Source organism: Streptomyces sp. ISL-96 (assembly GCF_018614035.1).
Taxonomy (GTDB): Bacteria; Actinomycetota; Actinomycetes; order Streptomycetales; family Streptomycetaceae; genus Streptomyces.
In genome coordinates, this window is the sequence record NZ_JAGGPA010000074.1 from 1 (window position 1) to 21,481 (window position 21,481).

Genomic DNA, 21,481 nt, shown 5'->3' on the forward strand with positions numbered 1-21,481 from the left:
GGGGGGGGGGGGGGGGGGGGCGGTGGGGGGGGGGCCACCGCGCGGCCGGGGGGGGGGGGCGCGGGGGGGGGGGGCGGGGTGGCGGGGGGGGGGGGGGGGGGGGGTGGGGGGGGGGGGGGGGGGGGGGGGGGGTGGGGGGGGGGGGGGGGGGGGGGTGGGGCGGCGGCGGGGGGGGGTGGGCGGTTGGGGGGCAAGCAGGTTGCTGGTGTGGGTGGGGGGAGGGGCGTCCAGGAGTCAGTCGCAGTCGGCCGGCTCGACACTCATGGCCCGGTCGACGGGTTCTCAACGGGGCTGGATGGAGTGAACCCAACAGAAGGCGGATGCGATCCCTACGGCTGAGGGGTGCGGTGAGGTTGCCTGGGCAGTGAGGCTGGTGACGTGAACGGGCGGCCGAGACATGATGGTGGTGGGGCCGTACAGGCGGCCACTGCGCCCGCGTTGTGGGCTTTCGAAATGCGACGAACCCGGCACTTGGCGAATTCCTTCACCTCTGCAGTCCCACCCGCCTCAGCCGTTTCGATTCCGGCTATCAGGTGAGCGTTTCGGCCCGCCTTGGCCCGACGAGCCCCCTGGACTCGCGGCTCGTGCGGCCGGTGTGACGGTTTGCCGACCGACGGCCTGGGGACCTGACCGGATCGAAAAACTTGGGGACGTGAGGCAGGCGAGTTTTGTCCTTGGTGGGGTTAGGGCATTCCAGCAATCCACCAGCTATGTAGATGGTCGGCCGGCAGCCTCGAGGGTCGAGGAGATCCGGGGTGCGTTCGGGCCGCGCTGCTGGATTCAGCATGTGCCGTATGGCTGAGGTAGGGGGCAGCCAGTGATGTCTTCCCACTCGGTCGACGATTCCGCCGAAGGACAACCAGAGCGTCAGTCAAGGGTCGGGTCAGACCACCCAAGCAGTGCCACCCACATCCTCACTGTCAAGGGTGAAGCGAAGCGCAATCGCCGCAGGCGACGCGACGTAGGAGCGCCCTTGAGGGGCGGGCCTCCGCCGCCACACTTACGTGTGGCGGCCCCCGTCGCAGACGCGACCAACGCCCCGGGGCCGCCAGAGCCCCGCGCCCCCTCAACGCCCCCGGCCCCGCCTCTGCCCCCGCTCGTAGCAGTGCGCAGGGCACAACATCCGATGAGTTCGTGGAATCCTGTCAAAGAATGCCGAACTATTGCCTCAACTGCCCCTCCACTTCTAGTTTCGGCTCGCCAGTCATCCGAGCTCTAGTGTGTGCTTGTTGAGGAGTGGGTTCGTTGTCACGGAAGTACACCAGGAGATCGGTCATCGGTGGAGGGACCTCCCACGCTGCCCCCACCGCCGGTCCCATCGCAGCCCCCAATCCCCAATCGAACGCCCCCGCCCTCCTCTGGTACGACAAGCCCGCCGCCAGCTGGGAGCGGGAAGCCCTGCCCATCGGTAATGGCGCCATGGGCGCCAAGGTCTTCGGTGGTGTGGCCCGGGACCGGCTTCAGCTCAACGAGAAGTCCTTGTGGACCGGCGGACCCGGCAGCAAAGAGGGGTACGACCACGGCAACTGGCCGCAGCCGCGGCCGGGGGCCATCGCCGACGTACAGAAGATCATCGACGAGAAGGGGGCGATGGACCCCGACGAAGTGTCCCGGCGGCTCGGGAATCCGGCGTACGCGACCGTCGGCAAAGTCCCCGGGTTTGGCGACTACCAGAACTTCGGCGATCTCTTCCTCGACATGCCCGGCGCCCCCGCCTCGCCCGTCGGCTACCGCCGCGGCCTCGACATCGCCGACGCCGTCGCCACCGTCTCGTACAGCGACGGTCAAACTCGCTTCACCCGCGAGTACTTCGCCAGCTACCCCGCCGGCGTCATCGCCGGACGCGTCTTCGCCGACCGGCCCGGCCAAGTTTCGTTCACGCTCAGCTTCAAAAGCGCGCAGGCCGGGGCCTCCGTTACCGCCAAGGACGGTCGGCTCCTCATCCGTGGCGCCCTCGCCGACAACGGGCTGAGGTACGAGGGGCAGGTGCACGTCCTCACAAGCGGCGGAACCCTTACCGACGGTCACGACGGCAGTGGTGACGGGCGGGTTGTCGTCGCTGGCGCGGACAGTGCCACCTTCGTGTTCTCCGCCGGGACGGACTACGCCGCCGCCACCCATCCGCACTACCGGGGCGACGACCCGCACGCCCGTGTCACCGCTGCCGTCGACCAAGCCGCCGAGCAGACGTACAGCGAGCTGCGTGAGGTCCACGTGGCCGACCATCGCGCTCTTTTCCACCGAGTACGGCTGGACATTGGGCAGCATGACGAAGCCGCCCCCGACCCAGCCTCTGCCCCGCCCCCCGAAGTGCCCACCGACCAGTTGCTCAGTTCCTACACCGGCGGGGCCTCGTCCGCCGACCGTGCGCTGGAAGCGCTCTTCTTCGCGTACGGGCGCTACCTGCTCATCGCCTCCTCACGGCCCGGCTCCCTCCCGGCCAACCTCCAGGGCGTCTGGAACAACTCCAACACCCCACCCTGGAACGCCGACTACCACACCAACATCAACGTCCAGATGAACTACTGGCCCGCCGAGTCGGCCAACCTCGCCGAGACCGCCCAGCCCTACCACCACTTCATCGACGACCTCCGGGCGCCGGGACGCAGTACCGCCCAGTCGATGTTCGGAACGGACGAAGGGTGGGTGGTGCATCAGAACACCAACCCGTTCGGCTACACCGGCGTACACGACTGGTCCACCTCCTTCTGGATGCCGGAGGCCAACGGCTGGCTCGTCCAGCAGCTGTACGAGCGCTACCTCTTCAGCCGGGACAGGGACTTCCTGCGCGAGCAGGCCTATCCCGCCATGAAAGAGGCCGCCCAGTTCTGGCTGGCGAACCTCCATACCGACCCGCGCGACGGCAAACTCGTCGTGTCGCCCAGCTACTCGCCCGAGCAGGGGAACTTCACCGCGGGCGCCTCCATATCCCAGCAGATCGTGCACGACCTGCTGGTGAATGTCGTCGAGGCGAGCGAAGTCCTCGGATCCGGTTGCGATGAGGAGTTCCGTACGACGGTCAAGGCCGCCCTCGTCGACCTCGACCCCGGACTGCGCATCGGCTCATGGGGGCAGCTCCAGGAGTGGAAGGCCGACCTCGACAGCCGTACCAACACCCACCGGCACGTCTCCCACCTCTTCGCGCTGCACCCGGGACGCCAGATCGAGGCAGGTTCGGCGTACGCCGACGCTGCGCGCGTCTCGCTCACGGCGCGCGGCGGCGGTGGCACCGGGTGGTCGAAGGCATGGAAGATCAACTTCTGGGCGCGGCTGCGCGACGGCGACCACGCCGCCAAAATGCTCGCCGAGCAGTTGAAGTCCTCGACCCTCCCGAATCTTTGGGACACCCACCCGCCGTTCCAGATCGACGGCAACTTCGGTGCCACGTCCGGGATCGCGGAGATGCTGCTCCAGAGCCACGCACGCGTTGCGGGTGCGGGTGCGGGTGCGGGTGCGGGTCCGGGGGCGGTCGTTGATGTGTTGCCCGCGCTGCCCTCCGCCTGGGCCGAGCGGGGTTCGTACGACGGCCTGCGCGCCCGTGGCGACTTCACCGTCGGGGTGGACTGGCGGCAGGGCGCCGCCACGGAGATCCGGATCGCGTCGGGCAGCGGCGTGACCGCGAAGCTGCGCAGTCCGCTCTTCGCGGGTCCCAGCCCCGGCCCGTTCCGTGTCGTACGAGCGGACGGGAACGGGGGCGGGGACGGGGGCGACGAGGAGCCCGTCGGCCACACGGTGCAGGACGGGGTCCTCACCTTGCCGACCCGCGCGGGCGAGCGCTACCGGATCGTCGCCAGGCAGGGATGACCGTCGAACTCCCCGGACTCGCTCACTCCGCCCGCCCGCCCGCAGGCGGCGCGGGCCGGTTCACCGTCCGTGCGACCGCCGGTACCTCCGACTGGTCGGTCTCGGCCACGCGCAAGGTGCTGGTCTTCGACGCGCCGGAGGCCGGGGCGCGGGTCGTCGACGCGGGTACGAACGCCAAGGCCAAGACGCGTCGCCCTGTATTGGGTGGACGGCCCGGCCGACGGAAATTACCCCGCCCGGACCGCCTCCGCCTCCGTCTCTCCCGTTCGGGAACCGCTTGTGCACTGTGTCAAATTTGATCACCGGCCACCCCTTGCCGGGGCTGTATATAGTCATGCAGAGTTCTTGGTGTCTGAATAGTGATGTCAATGGGCGGGCAGAGCCTCCCGGTCGCCGCATCCTCTTGCACGCGTCTACGGCCGCTTCACCGGAGTCGGCGCCAACCGCTCCGAGGCCTTGCCCACCGAGGCCGTGCCCACTGAGGCGGTTGCCGACCACGGCCTGCGTCTGCTGCGCAGCCATGACGCGGTGTTCGATCCTGACCCTGTGGACCGCCCGCTCACAGATGATGTGACTGCGGCGGCCGCGCTGCTCGACCAGTTCACGGACCTTTGAGGGGGATGGCATGAGCGACAGCCCTGCCGCACGACTGCAGCAGCTCTTCGACGGGCATCGGCTGACGCCGACGCAGCGGCGTATCGCGCACTGCATGGTGCGCAAGGCCGCCGATGTGCCGTTCCTGTCGAGCGTCGAGCTCGCGGAGCTGGCCGGGGTCAGCCAGCCGTCCGTCACGCGTTTCGCGGTCGCGCTCGGCTTCGACGGCTACCCGGCCCTGCGCAAGCACCTGCGCGAGGTCGCGCCCACCGAGCCGTCGCCGGGCGAGGACGACTACAACGAGTACCAGCAGGCGGTCCTGGCGGAGATCGAGAACCTCAAGCACCTCGCGGAGCTGCTGGCCGACCCCCGCCCGGTCGAGGAGGCGGGCCGCATCCTGGCCGCTTCCAGCCCGCTGCCGGTGCTGGGCCTGCGGGCGGCGTCCTCGCAGGCGCGTGGCTTCGCGTACTTCGCGGCGAAGGTCCATCCCGACGTACGGCTGCTCGACGAGAGCGGGTCGATGCTCGCCGACCGCATCGACGGGGCCCGCCGGGCGGGTGCGACCGCGCTGCTGTGCTTCGCGCTGCCGCGCCATCCGCGCGAGGTCGTGGACGCGCTGGCGTACGCGCGGGAGCAGGGGCTGACGGTGGTGACGGTCGCCGACTCCGCCTTCGCGCCGGTGGCCGGGCACAGCGACCTGCTGATCCCGGCGGCGGTCGGCACTGGCCTGGCCTTCGACACGGCGTGCGCGCCGATGCTGCTGGGGCGGGTGCTGCTGGAGGCGATGTGCGACGACTTGCCGGACGCGCAGGCGCGGCTGGAGGAGTTCGACGCGAGGGCGGCGGCGCGGGGGCTGTTCGTGGAGTAGGTCCGGCAGGCGATGGTGCTCGGCTCATGGCCCTGCGGGGCTTTCCCCTACCCGCCCCTCCCCGAACTGGGGGCAAGCCCCCAAACCCCCGAGACGCCCTACGGGCGTTTGAGGAGCGGGTCTGGGGGAGCGCACCGCACCGACGCCCGTCAAACGTCCAGTTCCGCCTCGATCCTCCGCAGCTGGTGGCGGGCCATCGCCAGATTCGCCCGCGCCTTGTCCAGCGCCAGGTAGAGGAACAGCCCGTTGGTGCCGCGCCCCTTGAGAAGCCGGATCAAGTGGTACTGGCCGCCGAGCGTGATCAGGATGTCCTCGATCTCGTCCTTGAGGCCCAGGTGCTCCATGGTGCGTACCTTGGCCCGCACCACATCGGTGTTGCCCGCGGCGGCCACTGTCAGGTCGAGGTCCTTGCTGCCGCCGAGCGTGCCCAGCGCCATGCCGCTGGTGTAGTCGACCAGGGCGACGCCGAGGGTTCCCTCGATGCCGGTCATCGCTTCCTTGAGCGCGGTTTCGGTGTTGGCCATGGGGCTCGCACTTCCTTTTCGTCCGGTGGTGTTCCTGGTTGCTGCTGTCGTGCGTTTCGGTACGGTCATGCCTTCTCCCGGGCGCTGTCGACCAGGGCGCCGATGCGGACACTGGCCCGGCGGGCCTCAAGGTGGAGCCGGCCCACGTTGATGCGCGGCCCGGCGAGGAGCGTGAGGACGGCGGAGGACCCCGCCGCGTAGGTGGCGACGTAGCCGTCGTCGCCGCGCACGAGCAGTTCGCGGAAGGCGCCCTGGCCGGTCGCCTCGCTGAGCCGCACGGCGACGCCGAGCGCCGCGGCGGTGAGCGCCGCCACCCCCTCGGGCTCCACGTTCGTGGTGTCCTGGGCCAGTACGAGGCCGTCGACGCTTGCCGCGAGCGCGCCGGTCAGCTGGGGAACCCTGGCTCTCAACTGCCGCAGCTCGTCGAGCACTTCGGGTTCAGCCGCCATCATTTTTCTCCTTTCCGCGCGTTGTCTCAGGGACATCACAGGCTTGCCTCCAGGGCGTCGCGGAGCCGGCGCAACAGGGCGGTGTCCGGGTCGTCGGCGACCCGCCCGACCCAGGCGGGCACGGGAGACGGGGGCGGTGGCGCGTCACGCGGGGTGGCGACCGTGCCCGCCGCCGCGAGCCTGCGTACGTCGATCAGCGTGTGGAAGGCCGGCCGGCCCAGGGCCCGGGCGATGTCCCCCGGCGTGCGTTCCCCGTCCGCCAGGTCGAGGACGGCGCGCTGCCTGCGGGTGACCGGCTGCCCCGATGGGGTGGTGCGGCGTACGACGGGTGCGGTGTCGGTGTCCGGGTACGGCCAGAGCTCGTCCAGCAGCTGTCTGCGCCGCCGCGACTCGCGCTCCACCACGGCGGCGGAGACCGGGCGTATGCGGCCCAGCCAGTGGGCCGCGCCGTACCGGAAGCGGGTCGGGCCGCTGCCGGGGGCGAGGGCGAAGAAGGCGGCGTCGAACAGCGCGCTCAGATGGCACAGTTCCAGCTCGCCGCCGGCCAGCCGGCCGCTGTCGACGAGGAAGCGCCCGACCCGGCCCCGGGTGCCCGCCCGGTCGACGGCCTCCTGCCAGTCCTCGGCGGGCAGCCGCCCGGTCGAGGTCAGCAGTACGTCGATGCCGGGCGCGGCGGGGCTCTCGGCGTGCACGACCTGGCCGTCGACGAGGTACAGGGTCCCGTGGTCCCGCAACAGGGCGCCGGTGGCGCGCTCGGCGGCCAGCCGGTCCAGCATCGGGGACACGGTCCCGGTCATCCCAGGACCAGCCGCTCGGCGAGGCTGCTCAGGCGTAATCGGGCCAGCGCCAGATTGCCGTGCTCGCGGTCGAGCCACAGGTGCAGGAAGACGCTGCTGTCGAAAGTGGTCTCGACGAAACGCAGCAGGTGGTAGCCGCTCGGCGTGGTGATGATGACGTCCTCGACGGGCAGGCCGTTCGGGGAGAACGCCCGCTGCTCGGCGGCCATCCGGGCCAGTTCCGCGGTCTCCGCCGCGGTGGCCTCGTGGTCACCGTTCGGCGACTCCCCTTCCGTGCCCAGCGCGAGTCCGCTCGTCCAGTCCACCAGGGAGGCTCCGAGAGCGCCGGGCAGAGCCATCGCCGCGCGCAGACATTCGTCGATTCCGGGCATGCGGAACCCCCCTTCCGGTGTGGCACACGGATGCGGACTGCCGGACACGCGTTCTGTGGCAGTGACGAGGAGATTACGTAAAGGGAGGTGCGCAGGCAGGTAGTTCTGGCATTTTCCACGTGCACATGCCAGCTAGCTTTCGTTTCGTGCCTTCATTACTGCTTTATTGATCGCCCATAGACCGATTCCGATCAAAAGTAGGACGCCTGCGCGGATGTAGACGTCCGCCGGCCGGTCGGCCAGCGGACTGGCGAGGACCAGGGCGGTGATCGCGCCCAGCACCGGCAGGACCGTCGGCGTACGGAAATGCTGGTGCGCCACGCGGTCCCTGCGCAGGACCAGCACCGCGACATTGACCACGGCGAACACGCACAGCAGCAGAAACGCCGTCGTGTCGCCGAGCCCCTCGATCTCGCCGGTCGACACCAGGCCGATCGCCAGCAGCGACACGAACACGATGCCGACGACGGGTGTACGGCGCCGGGAAAGGACCCGGCCCATGGCGCGCGGCAGGATGCGTTCGTTCGCCATGCCGTAGCAGAGCCGTGAGGCCATCATGATGTTGATCAGCGCGGAGTTGGTCACGGCGAACAGCGCGATCAGGGCGAAGAGTCGGGGCGGGAAGTCGACGCCGCCCGCCTTCACGACCTCAAGCAGCGGTCCGCTCGATTTCTGCAGCGTCGTGTAGTCGACGAGCAGCGACGAGACCAGCGCGACCAGGACGTAGATGGTGCCGGTGACCGCGACGCCGATGAAGATGGCCTTGGGGAAGGTGCGTTGCGGATTCTTCGTCTCCTCCGCCATGTTGACGGAGTCCTCGAAGCCGACGAAGGCGAAGAAGCCGAGCGCGGTGGCGCCGAGGACGCTGGTGAGCAGGGTGTAACCCGTACCGGACGCCTGGAACTCGCCCAGCCGCGCGGGCTCGCCGTCGCCCGAGAAGACGGCGTACGCACCGATCGTGAGGATGATGGCCAGGCCGGTCAGCTCCACCAGCGTCAGCACCACATTCGTCTTCACCGACTCCGACACGCCCCGCAGATTCAGGGCGGCGAGCGCGACGATGAACAGGATCGCGACGAGCGTCGGCGGCACGGCGTCCGTGAACTCCGCCAGATAGTCGCCGCTGAAGGCACGGGCGGCCGCGCTCGCGGACGACAGGCCCGAGCACATCACCATGAAGGCGATGATGAAGGTGAAGAACGGGACCTTGAAGGCCTTCTGCGTGTAGAGCGCGGCGCCGGCGGCCTTCGGGTACTTGCCGACGAGTTCGACGTACGACGCCGCCGTCAGCAGCGCCACGACGAAACCGATGGCGAACGGCAGCCACAGCGCGCCGCCGACCTTCCCCGCCACCTTGCCGGTGGTGGCGTAGATGCCGGTGCCCAGGATGTCGCCGATCACGAACAGGATCAGCAGCTTGGGACCGAGCGCGCGCTTGAGCGGTGTGTCGTCGACGGCTGCGGGTGCTCCTGGCGATCCGGGCACTTCGGAACTGGTGGTCATGGGACCTCCCCCGATGTCGGTGTGGGGGATTCTCTGCCCGGTGGAACCCGAGTGATGCCCGCGAGTCCGTTCGCGGCGACGGCTCCAGGGCCTCCGCCTTCTCCTCGCCGCTCAGTTACAGGACGTCCTGGAGGAGCGCGTCCGGGTGTTTCCCGCCCGACTCCGCGACGATCTCGGCGAGCGTCTGCGGCGGCCGTACGACGCTGAAGCGGACCTCGTCAGGAGTGGCGGTGAAGCCGTGGATCGGGGCCCTGGCAAGGCTGTTGTAGGCGTAGTGCGCGGCCATGTAGTACGCCCCGGTGTCCAGCACCGCCGCGTAGTCGCCCTGGTCCAGGAGCGGCAGCAGCCGGTTCTCGGCGAGCAGGTCGCCCGCGAAGCACGCGGGGCCCGCCACGTCCTGCGCGACCGGCGGGCCCGGCTTGGGCAGGCCCTTCGCGTCGTACGCCGCGATGCGCAGTGGCCAGGACTCGGGGGCGTACACGGTCCGGGTCGCGATCTGGACGCCCGCGTGGGTGACGGCGATCGGCCGGTCCCCGGACCTCTTCGCGTACTCGACGCGGGCGAGGACCGTGCCGTGCTTGGCGAGCAGCGAGCGGCCGAACTCGGTGACCAGGCCGTAGCGCCCGTCCAGCAGGCCGGGGACGTGCTGCTTGAGGAGCCGGGCGTAGTCGGCGTACGTCGGTGCCTCGGCGTCGGAGGTGAAGTTGACCGGGAGGCCGCCGCCGATGTCGACGGTGTCGATCTGCTGCCGGCCCGCAGCCGCGTTGATCTCCTCGGCGAGGTCGTACGCCGCCGCCACGCCCCGTGCCATCAGCTCCAGCGGCAGGCCCTGCGAGCCCGAGTGGGTGTGCAGGCGGGTCATCCACGGCCGGTCGAGGTACGTGCGTACGACCCATTCGCGGGCGCCGGGGTCACGCAGCGCCACGCCGAACTTGGACGTCGCGGTGGCGGTGGAGAGCGCGCCGATGGAGCCGCCGCCGATCTGCGGGTTGACGCGCAGGCCGATGGGGGAGGTGGTCGGGGCTGATGCGGCCAGCGCGTCGATGCGCGCCAGCTCCTGCGGATTGTCGGCGTTGACCGCGATGCCCAGCGCGAGGGCTTCACGCAGCTCGGCGGGGGTTTTGGCAGGGGAGTCGAGCACGGTGTGCGCCGGGCGTACGCCGGCGGCCCGGGCCAGGGCCAGCTCGCCGGGACTCGCGACTTCGGCGCCGATGGCGGCGTGCTCGTACAGCAGCCGCAGGACCGGGACCAGCGGCGTCGCCTTGACGGCGAACGCGTGCAGGACCGGGGTGCCGGGCGGGGTGACCCCGCCGAACGCGGCGCGCAGGGCGGCGGCCGAGGCGCGGATGCCGGTGACGTCGAGGAGGCCGGCGATGGGTGCGTCGGGGCCGACGATGCCCTGCTCGACGGCAGCGCGTACGGCCTGCTCGCGCCGCTGGGGCGCACTCATGTCCGGGCTCATGTCCGAAGCCATGTGTTCCAGCCAACCACTGCCTTGAACCCCGCGCAGGCGGCCGGGTGTATTGACTAGCTCTATTCATCCAGCCAGGATGTGAATAGACCCCAATGCAGTAGTCGCGAGGAGGCACACCATGTCAGGACCCCGACCCGTACGGGCGCCGCGCGGTACGGAGCTGAGCGCCCTGGGATGGCAGCAGGAAGCCGCCCTGCGCATGCTCCAGAACAACCTCGACCCCGAGGTCGCCGAGCACCCCGACAAGCTCGTCGTCTACGGCGGCACGGGCAAGGCGGCCCGCGACTGGCGCTCGTTCGACGCCATGGTGCGCACCCTCAAGACCCTGAAGCAGGACGAGACGATGCTCGTCCAGTCCGGGCGTCCGGTCGGCGTCATGCAGACCCACGAATGGGCGCCGCGCGTGCTCATCGCCAACTCCAACCTGGTCGGCGACTGGGCGAACTGGGAGGAGTTCCGCCGCCTGGAGGCGCTCGGCCTGACCATGTACGGCCAGATGACCGCCGGGTCGTGGATCTACATCGGCACCCAGGGCATCCTCCAGGGCACTTACGAGACCTTCGCGGCCGTAGCGGCGAAGAAGTTCAACAACACCCTCGCCGGCACCATCACCCTCACCGCCGGCCTCGGCGGCATGGGCGGCGCCCAGCCGCTCGCCGTGACCATGAACGACGGCGTCGCCATCTGCATCGACGTCGACCCGCGCGCCATCGAGCGCCGCATCGAGCACCGCTACCTCGACGTCAAGGCCAACAGCCTGGAGCACGCCCTCCAGCTCGCCGTCGAGGCCCGCGACGCCCGGAGGCCCCTCTCCATCGGCCTCCTCGGCAACGCGGCCGAGCTCCTGCCGCGCATGCTCGCCGAGGGCGCGCCGATCGACATCGTGACCGACCAGACGAGCGCCCACGACCCGCTCTCGTACTGCCCGCTCGGTGTCGACTTCGACGACATGGCGTCGTACGCCGCCGAGAAGCCCGCCGACTTCACCGTGCGCGCCCGCGAGTCCATGGCCAAGCACGTCGAGGCGATGGTCGGCTTCATGGACGCGGGCGCCGAGGTCTTCGACTACGGCAACTCGATCCGCGGCGAGGCCCAACTGGCGGGCTACGCGCGCGCCTTCGACTTTCCCGGCTTCGTACCTGCGTACATCCGCCCGCTCTTCTGCGAGGGCAAGGGCCCGTTCCGCTGGGCGGCGCTGTCCGGCGAGGCGTCGGACATCCACAAGACGGACAAGGCGCTGCTCGACCTCTTCCCCGAGAACGAGTCGCTGCACCGCTGGATCAAGATGGCCGGCGAGCGCGTCCACTTCCAGGGCCTGCCGGCCCGTATCTGCTGGCTGGGCCAGGGCGAGCGCGACAAGGCGGGCGCCCTGTTCAACGACATGGTGGGTGACGGCACCCTCGCGGCCCCCCTCGCGATCGGCCGCGACCACCTCGACTGCGGCTCCGTCGCCTCGCCGTACCGCGAGACCGAGGCCATGCTCGACGGCTCGGACGCGATCGCCGACTGGCCGCTGCTCAACGCCATGGTGAACGTCGCCTCCGGCGCGTCGTGGGTGTCCATCCACCACGGCGGCGGCGTCGGAATGGGCCGCTCCATCCACGCGGGCCAGGTCTCGGTGGCGGACGGCACGAAGCTCGCGGGCGAGAAGATCCGCCGCGTACTGACGAACGACCCCGGCATGGGCGTCATCCGGCACGTGGACGCGGGCTACGACATCGCGGAGAAGACGGCCGACGAGCAGGGCGTACGGATCCCGATGCGGGAGGGCGAGTGACCTCCGTGGCGCGCACAGACGGCCCGCCGCACACCTCCACCTCGTTCCACGAAATGTGGGCGGACCTCAAGCCCATCGGCCGTAACGCCACCTCCGGCGGCTACCGCCGCTACGCCTGGACGGCAGCCGACCAGGACTGCAGGGCGTGGTTCCGTGCCCAGGCCGAATCCCGCGGCCTGACCTACGAGGTCGACCGCAACGGCAACCAGTGGGCCTGGCAGGGCGACCCCCTCGCCGGGGACGCGGTCGTCACCGGCTCCCACCTCGACTCCGTCCCGGACGGCGGTGCGTTCGACGGCCCGCTCGGCGTCGTGTCCTCCTTCGCCGCGCTCGACGAACTCCGCCACAGGGGGGTGGAGTTCACCAAGCCGCTCGCCATCACCAACTTCGGTGACGAGGAGGGCGCCCGCTTCGGCCTGGCCTGCGTGGGCTCCCGCCTGGCGGCCGGGCAGCTCACGGTCGCCAAGGCCCACGAGCTGCGTGACGCGGACGGAACGACCCTCCCCCAGGCCATGGAGGCGGCCGGCTACGACCCGACCACCATCGGCCCGGACCCGGACCGCCTCTCCCGTATCGGCGCGTTCGTCGAGCTGCACGTGGAACAGGGCCGAGCCCTGGACCTGACCGGTCACCCCGTAGGCATCGCATCCGCCATCTGGCCGCACGGCCGCTGGCGGTTCGACTTCCACGGCGAGGCCAATCACGCGGGCACCACCCGCTTGGAGGACCGCCGCGATCCGATGCTGACGTACGCGGAGACGGTCGTCGCGGCCCGCCGCGAGGCGCAGCTGGCCGGGGCCCTCGCGACGTTCGCGAAGATCACCGTCGAGCCGAACGGCGTAAACGCGATCCCCTCCCTCGTACGCGGCTGGCTCGACTCGCGCGCCGCTGACCAGGCGACTCTCGACCAGGTCATCGCCGGCATCGAGCAGGCGGCCCGCGAGAACGCCACCCGCGCGGGCATCGACCTGCGCATCACACAGGAGTCCTTCACTCCGGTGGTGGAGTTCGAGCACGCCCTGCGCGACGAACTGGCGAAGCTCCTCCAAGGCGGTCACGGCGACATTCCCGTCCTCGGCACGGGCGCGGGACACGACGCGGGTATTTTGTCCGCTTCGGTCCCGACCGCCATGCTGTTCGTACGGAACCCCACGGGTATCTCGCACTCCCCGGCCGAGTACGCCGGCGAGGACGACTGCGTCGCGGGGGTCATCGCACTCGCCGACGTACTGGAGGGGCTCGCGTGCACGTGACCTACTGGCTGGAGCACGCCTGGCTGCACACCTTCGTCGAGCAGGGCGTGGTCCTGGACGTGGCGGACGGCCGCATCACGGCCGTCCGCAAGGACGTCCCGGCCCCGCCGCCCGGCGCCACGGTCCTGCGGGGCCTGACCCTGCCGGGCTTCGCGAACACCCACTCGCACGCCTTTCACCGGGCGCTGCGCTCGACGGTGCAGGTCGGCTCGGGGACGTTCTGGACCTGGCGGGAGGTGATGTACGGCGTCGCCTCCCGCCTGACGCCCGAGACGTACTTCGACCTGGCGAAGGCGGTGTACGCGGAGATGGCGCTGGCGGGGATCAGCGCGGTGGGGGAGTTCCACTACCTGCACCACGCACCCGGCGGTACGCCCTACTCCGACCCGAACACCATGGGCGAGGCCCTGATCGCCGCCGCCGACGAGGCGGGCATCCGCATCACGCTCCTGGACACGGCGTACCTCGCGTCGGGCTTCGGTACGCCGCCGAACCGCCAGCAGCAGCGCTTCTCCGACGGCACGGCGGACGCGTGGGCGGAGCGGGCGTCGCTGCTGAAGGACCGCGATCACGCTCGTATTGGCGCGGCGATCCACTCGGTACGGGCCGTACCGGCGGACCAGCTGGCGACGGTGGCGGCGTGGGCGCAGGCCCGGGTGACGCCGCTGCACGTGCACCTGTCCGAGCAGACCGCCGAGAACGACGCGTGCCTGGCCACGCATGGCTGTACGCCGACGCGCCTGCTGGCGGACAACGGGGTCCTGGGGCCGCGTACGACGGGCGTACACAACACGCACCTGACGGATGAGGACATCGCCCTCCTGGGCAGCACCTCCACCGGCACCTGCATGTGCCCGACGACGGAACGGGACCTGGCGGACGGCATCGGCCCGGCGACCCGACTCCAGAAGGCGGGCTCCACCCTCTCGCTGGGCAGCGACAGCCACGCGGTGATCGACATGCTGGAGGAGGCGCGGGCGATGGAACTGAACGAACGCCTGCGCTCGCGTACGCGCGGCCACTGGACGGCGGCGTCCCTGCTCCGGGCGGCGTCGGCCGACGGGCACGAGGCGCTGGGGTGGCGGGACGCGGGGGTGATCGAGCAGGGTGCGCTGGCGGACCTGACGACGATCGCGCTGGACTCGGTCCGGACGGCGGGGCCGCTGCCTCGGCTGGGCGGGGAGACGGCGGTGTTCGCCGCGTCGGCGTGCGACGTGCGGCACACGATTGTGGCGGGACGCCACATCGTGAAGGACGGCACCCACACGATGATCCCGGACGTCCCCCAGGCCATGGCGAAGGCGATCACCGCCGTTTATCGATAACGGGTCCCGAACTGGGGGCAAGCCCCCGGCCCCCAGTCAACACAGACGCCCTCCGGGCGTGTCCTCAAACGCCGGACGGGCTGGAAAATCCAGCCCCTCCGGCGTTTGAGGAGCGGGGTCTGGGGCGGAGCCCCAGTTCGGGAAGGGGCGGGTCGGGGAACAGCCCCGCGCAGCGGCCCGCCCCACCCCGCGCGCCCAGCCCACCGCACCGCACCGCACCGCACCGCACCCCCGGAGAGGACCCCGTGACCACCACCCTCATCACCAACATCGGCACCCTCGTCACCAACGACCCCACCCGAGCCACCGCCACAGATCCCCTCGGCCTCATCTACGACGCCGCCGTCCTCATAGACGGCGCCCGCATCGCCTGGACCGGCAAAGCCCAAGCCGCACCCCCCGCCGACACCGCCCACGACGCGCAAGGCCGAGCCGCGATCCCCGGCTTCGTCGACTCCCACTCCCACCTCGTCTTCGCCGGCGACCGCACCGACGAGTTCAACGCCCGCATGTCCGGGCAGCCGTACGCCGCCGGCGGCATCCGCACCACCGTCGCCGCCACCCGCGCCGCGACCGACGAGGCGCTCGAAGCGAACCTCACCCGCTACCTCCGCGAGGCCCTGCGCCAGGGCACGACCACCTTCGAGACGAAATCCGGCTACGGCCTGACGACCCACGACGAGGCCCGCGCCCTCCGCATCGCCGCGGCGCACACCGACGAGGTCACCTACCTCGGCGCCCACATCGTCTCCCCCGACTACGCCGACGACCCGGCCGCGTACGTCGAACTCGTCACCGGCGAAATGCTCGACGCCTGCGCCCCCCACGCCCGCTGGATCGACGTCTTCTGCGAGAAGGGCGCCTTCGACGGCGACCAGGCCCGCGCCATCCTCACCGCCGGCAAGGCGAAGGGCCTGCACCCCCGCATCCACGCCAACCAGCTCACCTACGGCCCCGGCGTCCAGCTCGCCGCCGAGCTCGACGCGGCGAGCGCCGACCACTGCACCCACCTCACCGACGCCGACGTGGACGCCCTCGCGAACAGCGACACCGTCGCCACGCTCCTCCCCGGCGCCGAGTTTTCCACCCGCGCCACCTGGCCAAACGCCCGCAGGCTCATCGACGCGGGAGCAACGGTCGCACTCTCCACGGACTGCAACCCGGGCTCGTCCTTCACCAGCTCGATGCCGTTCTGCATCGCACTCGCCGTACGCGACATGGGGATGACCCCGGACGAAGCCATCTGGTCGGCCACAGCGGGCGGCGCGGCAGCCCTGCGCCGTACGGACATCGGCCGCATCGCCCCCGGCGCCCGGGCCGACCTGGCCCTCCTCGACGCCCCGTCGCACGTCCACCTCGCCTACCGCCCCGGAGTCCCCCTCGTATCCGAGGTCTGGCAAAAGGGTGTGCGTACGACGGGACACGCCGGGTAGGCGCCACAACGTAGAGGAGGGCCTGCCCCGGATAGCGCCTGGGGCAGACCCTCACTCACACACACTTCGCGCCGTACGCCGAGGCGAGGCGACACGACGCGAGGTATTACTCCTCCAGCGTCAGCCCCTTGCGCAGTTTGTTCAGCGTGCGCGACAGCAGGCGCGACACGTGCATCTGCGAGATGCCGAGCTCGTCGCCGATCTCCGACTGCGTCATGTTGGCGACGAAGCGCAGCGAGAGGATCTTCCGGTCCCGCGAAGGGAGTTCGGCGATCAGCGGCTTCAGGGACTCGACGTACTCGATGCCTTCGAGCCCGTGGTCCTCGTAGCCGATCCGGTCGGCCAGCGCGCCCTCGGAGTCGTCCTCCTCGGGCTGGGCGTCCAGCGAGCTCGCGGTGTACGCGTTGCTCGCGGCCATGCCCTCGACGACCTCTTCGTTGCTGAGGTCGAGGCGCTTCGCGAGTTCGCCCACCGTCGGGGCGCGGTCCAGCTGCTGGGAGAGCTCGTCACCGGCCTTCGCGAGGTCCAGGCGCAGTTCCTGGAGGCGGCGCGGGACGCGGACCGACCAGGACGTGTCACGGAAGAAGCGCTTGATCTCGCCGACGATCGTCGGCATCGCGAAGGTGGGGAACTCGACGCCACGGCTGAGTTCGAAGCGGTCGATCGCCTTGATCAGGCCGATGGTGCCGACCTGGATGATGTCCTCCATCGGTTCGCTGCGGGAGCGGAACCGGGAGGCGGCGAACTTGACCAGGGCCAGGTTCAGTTCGACGAGTGTGTTGCGTACGTACGCGTACTCGTGCGTTCCCTCTTCGAGGATTTCGAGGCGCGCGAAGAGCGTCTTCGACAGGGCTCTGGCGTCCAGCGGCCCCACCTCGTTGTACGGGGGGATCTCCGGGAGGCCTTCGAGGCCCTCGGCTCTGGTCTCGATCTGCTCGGAGAGGGCGGGTGGGGCGGGCGGGGGTGTCGACGGCGCGGTCTGCTGCACGGGGAGCGCAGGGAGCGCAGAGAGCGTTCGCGTTTCGTCGAGCCGGGGTGACATGGTCTCCTCCATCGTTCTCGGCATATGGCTGCCGATGCCGATACGTCTGCGTGCGATGTGCGGCGCCTCCAAAGCCGGTCGTGTTGGTTGTGTCCCTACTAGGCCTACCCGCTCTTGACCAGCACTTGCAAGTCCCTTATGTCCGAATTGGTCAGTATTGCAGGGGTCTTCGGGTACCGATCGGCGTGGAGAAGGCGTAAGGTTCTGGCACGTTAATGACAGTCACGACTGCGAAGAGGGACGAGACGGACATGGAGCGCGGGACGGTCGGCAGCGCGAACCGGGGTCGGCTCCGGGTCGCAGTTCGGACCGAGGGTCAGAGCGAAATTGTCACGCCGGCGGGTGAGCTCGATCACCACACCGCCGAGTTGCTCCGTGAACCTCTGGAGAATGCCCTTGAAGCCGGGCGTGCGCGCCTGGTCATCGACTGTTCGGCCCTCGATTTCTGTGATTCCACCGGGCTCAATGTGCTGCTGGGTGCTCGCCTCAAGGCCGAAGCGGCCGGGGGCGGGGTTCACCTGGCCGGGATGCAGCCAGTGGTGGCCAGGGTCTTCGAGATCACGGGGGCCGAGGCCGTCTTCACCGTCCACGAGTCACTCGAAGCCGCGATGGAAGAGTGAATTCCGCCTCAGTGGCACCTCCTGCTGACCGGTTTGGTAACCCGTGTCACACGTCCGTACCGAAAAAGTGGGTGTTCTCACCGTTCGGCCGGGCAGGAGGTCTCTGACCCTGTTGACCCCAGGGGGCCCGGATGCCCCCGCCGTCCTTGCAGCGATGAATTGATGAATTGGCGAATCGGTGAGGTGAAGCGCTGATGGGCACCACCCGGCAGCCTCGGTCGGGCGGCCTCGGCCCGGACTCGGCGAGCCACGGCTCTGCCTCGGCCCCGGCCTCTGCCGTGTCCGCCGCCGGTCAGGGGCGTTCCCTGGCGCTGACCAGTGCCAGCGGCATCGTGCCGCTCGCTCGCGACTTCACCCGCCAGGCGCTGTACGACTGGGGCTGGCTCCCCGCTTCGTCGGCCGACCGGCGGGCCGCTGCCGAGGACGTCCTGCTCGTCGTCTCCGAGCTGGTCACCAACGCCTGCCTGCACGCCGAGGGGCCCGAAGAACTGCGCGTCGCGTGCGACGGCAAAGTGCTGCGCCTGGAGGTCGTCGACCGTGGCACCGGCCAGCCTGCCCCGCGCACGCCGCACCGGGCCGGGCGGCCCGGCGGCCACGGCATGTTCATCGTGCAGCGGCTGTGCCTGGACTGGGGAGTCGAGCGGAGCCAGGAGTCCACAGGCAAGACCGTCTGGGCGGAACTCGCCGCTCCGGCGTAGTAGTCCGTAGTCACGCAGTCCACCGCACGGTCCCTCCCCAGGCGTTACCGGCGGTTCGCGGTCATTCAGGTGCACGTCTATCCGGCGTGCACTTTCTCTTCCCCCCGCAAGGCCTCAGGCGTACCTTGACGCCCAATCTGATGTGTCGTCAGTAACCTGAAGCTTCCGGCATAAGGGGACTCGAGGTGTCGTACCAGAAGCGGACAACTCTCGCGCTGGCAGCGGCGGTCGCGGGCTCGGTGGTGCTGCTGGCCGCCCCCGCGGCCCATGCCGACGTCGTGGACGTCAACTACCAGTGCAAGACGCCGATCGGGAACAAGGGAGCCGTCTCCCCGATCGACATCAAGGCCGTCAAGAGCGGCAGCGCGTACAAGCTCACCATGTCCTTCCAGAAGGGCGTCTCGTCCAGCCCCGTGGAACTGGGCAAGGGGGCGATGAATCCGAGCGCCGTCATCAAACTGGGCGGTGCGGACAGCGGCACCGTGCCGGTGTCGGGCCCGCCGAACCCGGCGGCCATCCCCGCCAACACCCCCATCAAAATCAGCGACTTGACGGGTACGTACACCCCTGCCAAGAGCGGCAAGGTCACCTTCACGGCGTCCGTCCTGACCATCAAGGCGCTCGGTACGACCACCACCTGCACCCCCTCCAACAACCCCAAGCCGTCGCTCGAACTCGACGTCAAGGGCGCGGGCGGCGGCGGCTCCTCGGGCGGTACGTCGCAGAACGCGTCCGGCGGCAGCCCCGGCGAGCTGCCGAAGACGGGCCCGCTGGACTCCGCACTGGCGCTCGGCACGCTCGGCGGCACGGTCCTGCTGACCGGGGCGGCCGGGGCGCTGTGGCTGACCCGGCGCGGCCAGCGGCCCACGGGCTGAAGCCGCCCGTGCAGCCGCCGCGCAGTGTCCGTCACGCCGGCCACCGCCGCCGTCTCGCCGTCGCGGCCGTGGTGCTGCTGTGCGCCGCTGCCGCTGCCGTGCTGCCGCCGTCCGCCGCCGCGGCGGACGGCGGGCCACCCTGGACCGCGGCCCCGAGCGGCGACGGCAGACCGTACTTCTACCTGGAGGGCGTGGCCGGCACGGTCTTCGAGGACACCCTGTCGCTGACCAACCCGGGCAGCGAGCCCCGCACGGTCGGGCTGCGCGGCACGGGCAAGGGTGCCGGGGCATGGATCGTGCTCGCCACCCCCGAGCTGAAGATCCCGCCGCGCACCCGCGCGGAGGTCCCCTTCACGGTGACGGTGCCGCCGGGTGCGGCGCCCGGCGACCACACGGGCGCGATCGTCGCCTCGGGAGCGGGCCGTGAGACGGACGTACGCGTTCATCTGCGCGTCAGTGGCCCGAGGCTGGCGGCGCTGACGGTCGAGGACGTGACGGTCAGCTCTCAGGGCGACGGCGCGGTCATCGCATACGCACTGGTCAACCGGGGCAACACCACGCTCACCCCGCGCCTGGCCGTCCGCGCCGAAGGCCTGGCCGGCGGCGATCTCCTGCACCGCGCGCCCCGCACCCTCCCGGAGCGCCTCGCCCCCGGCGAACGCGTGGAACGCACCGAACCCTGGCCCGACGCCCCCGCGCTCGACGCGGCGACCGTACGCCTCACCGCGACCGCGGCAGGCGGCGCACGCGGCGAGGCGACGGCGTCGGCGTCCTTCGTGCCCTGGCCCACGGTGACGGGCGCGGCGCTGCTGGTACTGGCCGCCGGGGGAGCGGCGGCACGACACGTACGCCGCCGCCGAACCCCGCCAACGACGCCCACGGCCCCTCCAACGACCCCCGAACGGCACCTGGCGCAGGCAGGAGCGACAACGTGACCCCCGCCACCCCCGACTGCCTCCGACCTGGCGCCCGCTCCGACACCCGAGGCCGCCCTGCGGGAGCGACCCCTGCTTGCGCACTGGGGGCCGTAGCGTTGCTGCTGGGCCTGGTCCTTCTCCCCGCCAGTGCCGCCGCCAGTGCCGCCGCCAGGGCCGACCCGCCCCCCGTGGTCACGCTCTCCCAGCAGGAGGCCGGCAAGGGCGGTGACATCACCGTCAGCGGGACAGGGTGGCGGCCCAAAACGCTCCTCATGATGCTGATCTGCGGCCAGTCCGCCCCCGGCAGAGGCGTGATCGGTGGCACCAACTCCTGCGCGAACTCCGACGGCCGCGCCGTGACCACCGACGCCCAAGGCGCCTTCCGCAAGAAGATGCCGGTGGCCGAGCCGCCGAAGCCCTGCCCGTGCGTCGTGCACGTCGCGACGGTCACCGGCAGCGAACCAGCCGCAGTGGACGCCGAGTTCAAGGTCGCCGGCCACCCCGTCGCACCGCTCCCGCAGCCCGGCGAGGGCGGAAAACTCGCCGTGCTCGCGGCCGCCCGGCTCGATGGTTCGGGCTCCGTACTGACCTGGTTCGGCGCCCCGCAGACCCGCAGACTCGTCGTCACCGTCGGCAATCTCGGCTCCGACCCCGTGAAGGACCCCGTCTTCCAAGTCGGCACCTCGCACGGCGTGTTCGCCCCGCAGTGGGAGGAACGCCAGTGGCGGGGCACCATCCAGCCCGGCAAGAAGGCCCGCGTCGCCCTGGACGTCCAGCTGTCGGCCGGCGCGCACGGCGACTACCTCGTGTCACTCAAGTACGGGCAGAAGGTACTGGCCGAGCAGCCGTGGGGCGTGGGACGGCCGTGGGGCGTCACGCTCTTCTGGGTCCTGCTGTGCGTCGTCGTCCCGGCGGCGGTCTTCCGTATCGGCATGGCGGCAGTCGACCGGGTCCGGCCGGTCCGGCCGCGTACGCCGGGCCGCCACCGCCCGGCGCGCCTCCAGACCCGACCCCCTACACCACGACGGAACGCGACAAGCGCCCCGGCCCTGCCGTGGTTCACCCCGGACAACGCGCCGGGCCCGCACACCCAGATCTCCGCACCGTCCAAGTCCCAGAACAGTCCGACGACGAAGGGAAATTCGTGACCACGCAAC

The 21,481-nt window shown here is 70.7% G+C and carries 19 protein-coding genes; 12 read left to right on the forward strand and 7 right to left on the reverse strand.

Annotated features, from left to right (window positions below; translation table 11 throughout):
• Positions 1-1,245: 1,245 nt before the first annotated feature.
• The 3 genes from J7E96_RS33205 (at position 1,246) to J7E96_RS33215 (ending at position 5,266) form a co-directional block, all read left to right on the forward strand.
• Positions 1,246-3,804 carry a glycoside hydrolase family 95 protein gene (locus J7E96_RS33205; protein ID WP_285439551.1) on the forward strand — a complete coding sequence of 853 codons (2,559 nt, stop codon included), beginning with the start codon at positions 1,246-1,248 and terminating at the stop codon, positions 3,802-3,804.
• Positions 3,805-4,260: 456 nt separating this feature from the next.
• Positions 4,261-4,419, forward strand: a complete 159-nt coding sequence (locus J7E96_RS38325) for a hypothetical protein (protein ID WP_285439552.1) — start codon at positions 4,261-4,263, stop codon at positions 4,417-4,419.
• Positions 4,420-4,429: 10 nt separating this feature from the next.
• Complete coding sequence (locus J7E96_RS33215; RefSeq protein WP_215136978.1) at positions 4,430-5,266, forward strand: MurR/RpiR family transcriptional regulator; 837 nt, start codon at positions 4,430-4,432, stop codon at positions 5,264-5,266.
• Between the two features lie 149 nt (positions 5,267-5,415).
• On the opposite strand, the gene J7E96_RS33220 is transcribed toward J7E96_RS33215, so the two are convergent.
• The 6 genes from J7E96_RS33220 to J7E96_RS33245 form a co-directional block, all read right to left on the reverse strand.
• Positions 5,416-5,790, reverse strand: a complete 375-nt coding sequence (locus J7E96_RS33220; RefSeq protein WP_215136981.1) for a hypothetical protein — start codon at positions 5,788-5,790, stop codon at positions 5,416-5,418.
• 65 nt (positions 5,791-5,855) lie between these two features.
• Positions 5,856-6,239 carry a roadblock/LC7 domain-containing protein gene (locus J7E96_RS33225; protein ID WP_215137088.1) on the reverse strand — a complete coding sequence of 128 codons (384 nt, stop codon included), beginning with the start codon at positions 6,237-6,239 and terminating at the stop codon, positions 5,856-5,858.
• 35 nt (positions 6,240-6,274) lie between these two features.
• The gene (locus tag J7E96_RS33230; RefSeq protein ID WP_215136982.1) at positions 6,275-7,036 is read right to left on the reverse strand and encodes a transcriptional regulator; all 762 of its coding nucleotides are present in this window, start codon (positions 7,034-7,036) and stop codon (positions 6,275-6,277) included.
• Positions 7,033-7,407 (reverse strand): hypothetical protein, encoded by a 375-nt coding sequence (locus J7E96_RS33235; protein ID WP_215136984.1) that lies wholly within the window; start codon positions 7,405-7,407, stop codon positions 7,033-7,035. The genes J7E96_RS33230 and J7E96_RS33235 overlap by 4 nt, the downstream gene beginning before the upstream one ends.
• Before the next feature lie 132 nt (positions 7,408-7,539).
• Complete coding sequence (locus tag J7E96_RS33240) at positions 7,540-8,910, reverse strand: APC family permease (RefSeq protein ID WP_215136986.1); 1,371 nt, start codon at positions 8,908-8,910, stop codon at positions 7,540-7,542.
• A gap of 115 nt (positions 8,911-9,025) precedes the next feature.
• Positions 9,026-10,360, reverse strand: coding sequence for a diaminopimelate decarboxylase (locus J7E96_RS33245; RefSeq protein WP_251070798.1), 1,335 nt, complete (start codon positions 10,358-10,360; stop codon positions 9,026-9,028).
• A gap of 142 nt (positions 10,361-10,502) precedes the next feature.
• Here J7E96_RS33245 and hutU point away from each other — a divergent pair, with 142 nt between their 5' ends.
• From hutU to hutI, 4 genes are all read left to right on the forward strand, one after another.
• A complete protein-coding gene (gene hutU / locus J7E96_RS33250) occupies positions 10,503-12,161 on the forward strand; it encodes a urocanate hydratase (RefSeq protein ID WP_215136990.1) in 1,659 nt (552 codons plus the stop codon).
• A gap of 53 nt (positions 12,162-12,214) precedes the next feature.
• Positions 12,215-13,414 carry an allantoate amidohydrolase gene (locus J7E96_RS33255; RefSeq protein WP_215137090.1) on the forward strand — a complete coding sequence of 400 codons (1,200 nt, stop codon included), beginning with the start codon at positions 12,215-12,217 and terminating at the stop codon, positions 13,412-13,414.
• Positions 13,405-14,739, forward strand: a complete 1,335-nt coding sequence (locus J7E96_RS33260; RefSeq protein ID WP_215136992.1) for a formimidoylglutamate deiminase — start codon at positions 13,405-13,407, stop codon at positions 14,737-14,739. The genes J7E96_RS33255 and J7E96_RS33260 overlap by 10 nt, the downstream gene beginning before the upstream one ends.
• A 245-nt stretch (positions 14,740-14,984) precedes the next feature.
• Positions 14,985-16,172 carry an imidazolonepropionase gene (gene hutI, locus J7E96_RS33265; RefSeq protein ID WP_215136994.1) on the forward strand — a complete coding sequence of 396 codons (1,188 nt, stop codon included), beginning with the start codon at positions 14,985-14,987 and terminating at the stop codon, positions 16,170-16,172.
• Between the two features lie 106 nt (positions 16,173-16,278).
• On the opposite strand, the gene J7E96_RS33270 is transcribed toward hutI, so the two are convergent.
• Positions 16,279-17,214, reverse strand: a complete 936-nt coding sequence (locus tag J7E96_RS33270; protein WP_374196744.1) for an RNA polymerase sigma factor SigF — start codon at positions 17,212-17,214, stop codon at positions 16,279-16,281.
• 251 nt (positions 17,215-17,465) lie between these two features.
• Between J7E96_RS33270 and J7E96_RS33275 the strand changes: the two genes are divergently transcribed.
• From J7E96_RS33275 to J7E96_RS33295, 5 genes are all read left to right on the forward strand, one after another.
• Positions 17,466-17,834: an STAS domain-containing protein gene (locus tag J7E96_RS33275; protein ID WP_215137092.1), complete on the forward strand. Its 369-nt coding sequence runs from the start codon at positions 17,466-17,468 to the stop codon at positions 17,832-17,834.
• A gap of 194 nt (positions 17,835-18,028) precedes the next feature.
• On the forward strand, positions 18,029-18,532 hold the full coding sequence (locus J7E96_RS33280) for an ATP-binding protein (RefSeq protein ID WP_215136997.1): 504 nt from the start codon (positions 18,029-18,031) through the stop codon (positions 18,530-18,532).
• Positions 18,533-18,717: 185 nt separating this feature from the next.
• The gene (locus J7E96_RS33285) at positions 18,718-19,407 is read left to right on the forward strand and encodes a peptidase (RefSeq protein ID WP_215136999.1); all 690 of its coding nucleotides are present in this window, start codon (positions 18,718-18,720) and stop codon (positions 19,405-19,407) included.
• Between the two features lie 8 nt (positions 19,408-19,415).
• On the forward strand, positions 19,416-20,342 hold the full coding sequence (locus J7E96_RS33290; protein WP_215137000.1) for a hypothetical protein: 927 nt from the start codon (positions 19,416-19,418) through the stop codon (positions 20,340-20,342).
• Positions 20,343-20,425: 83 nt separating this feature from the next.
• A complete protein-coding gene (locus tag J7E96_RS33295) occupies positions 20,426-21,472 on the forward strand; it encodes a hypothetical protein (protein WP_215137094.1) in 1,047 nt (348 codons plus the stop codon).
• Positions 21,473-21,481 lie beyond the last annotated feature (9 nt).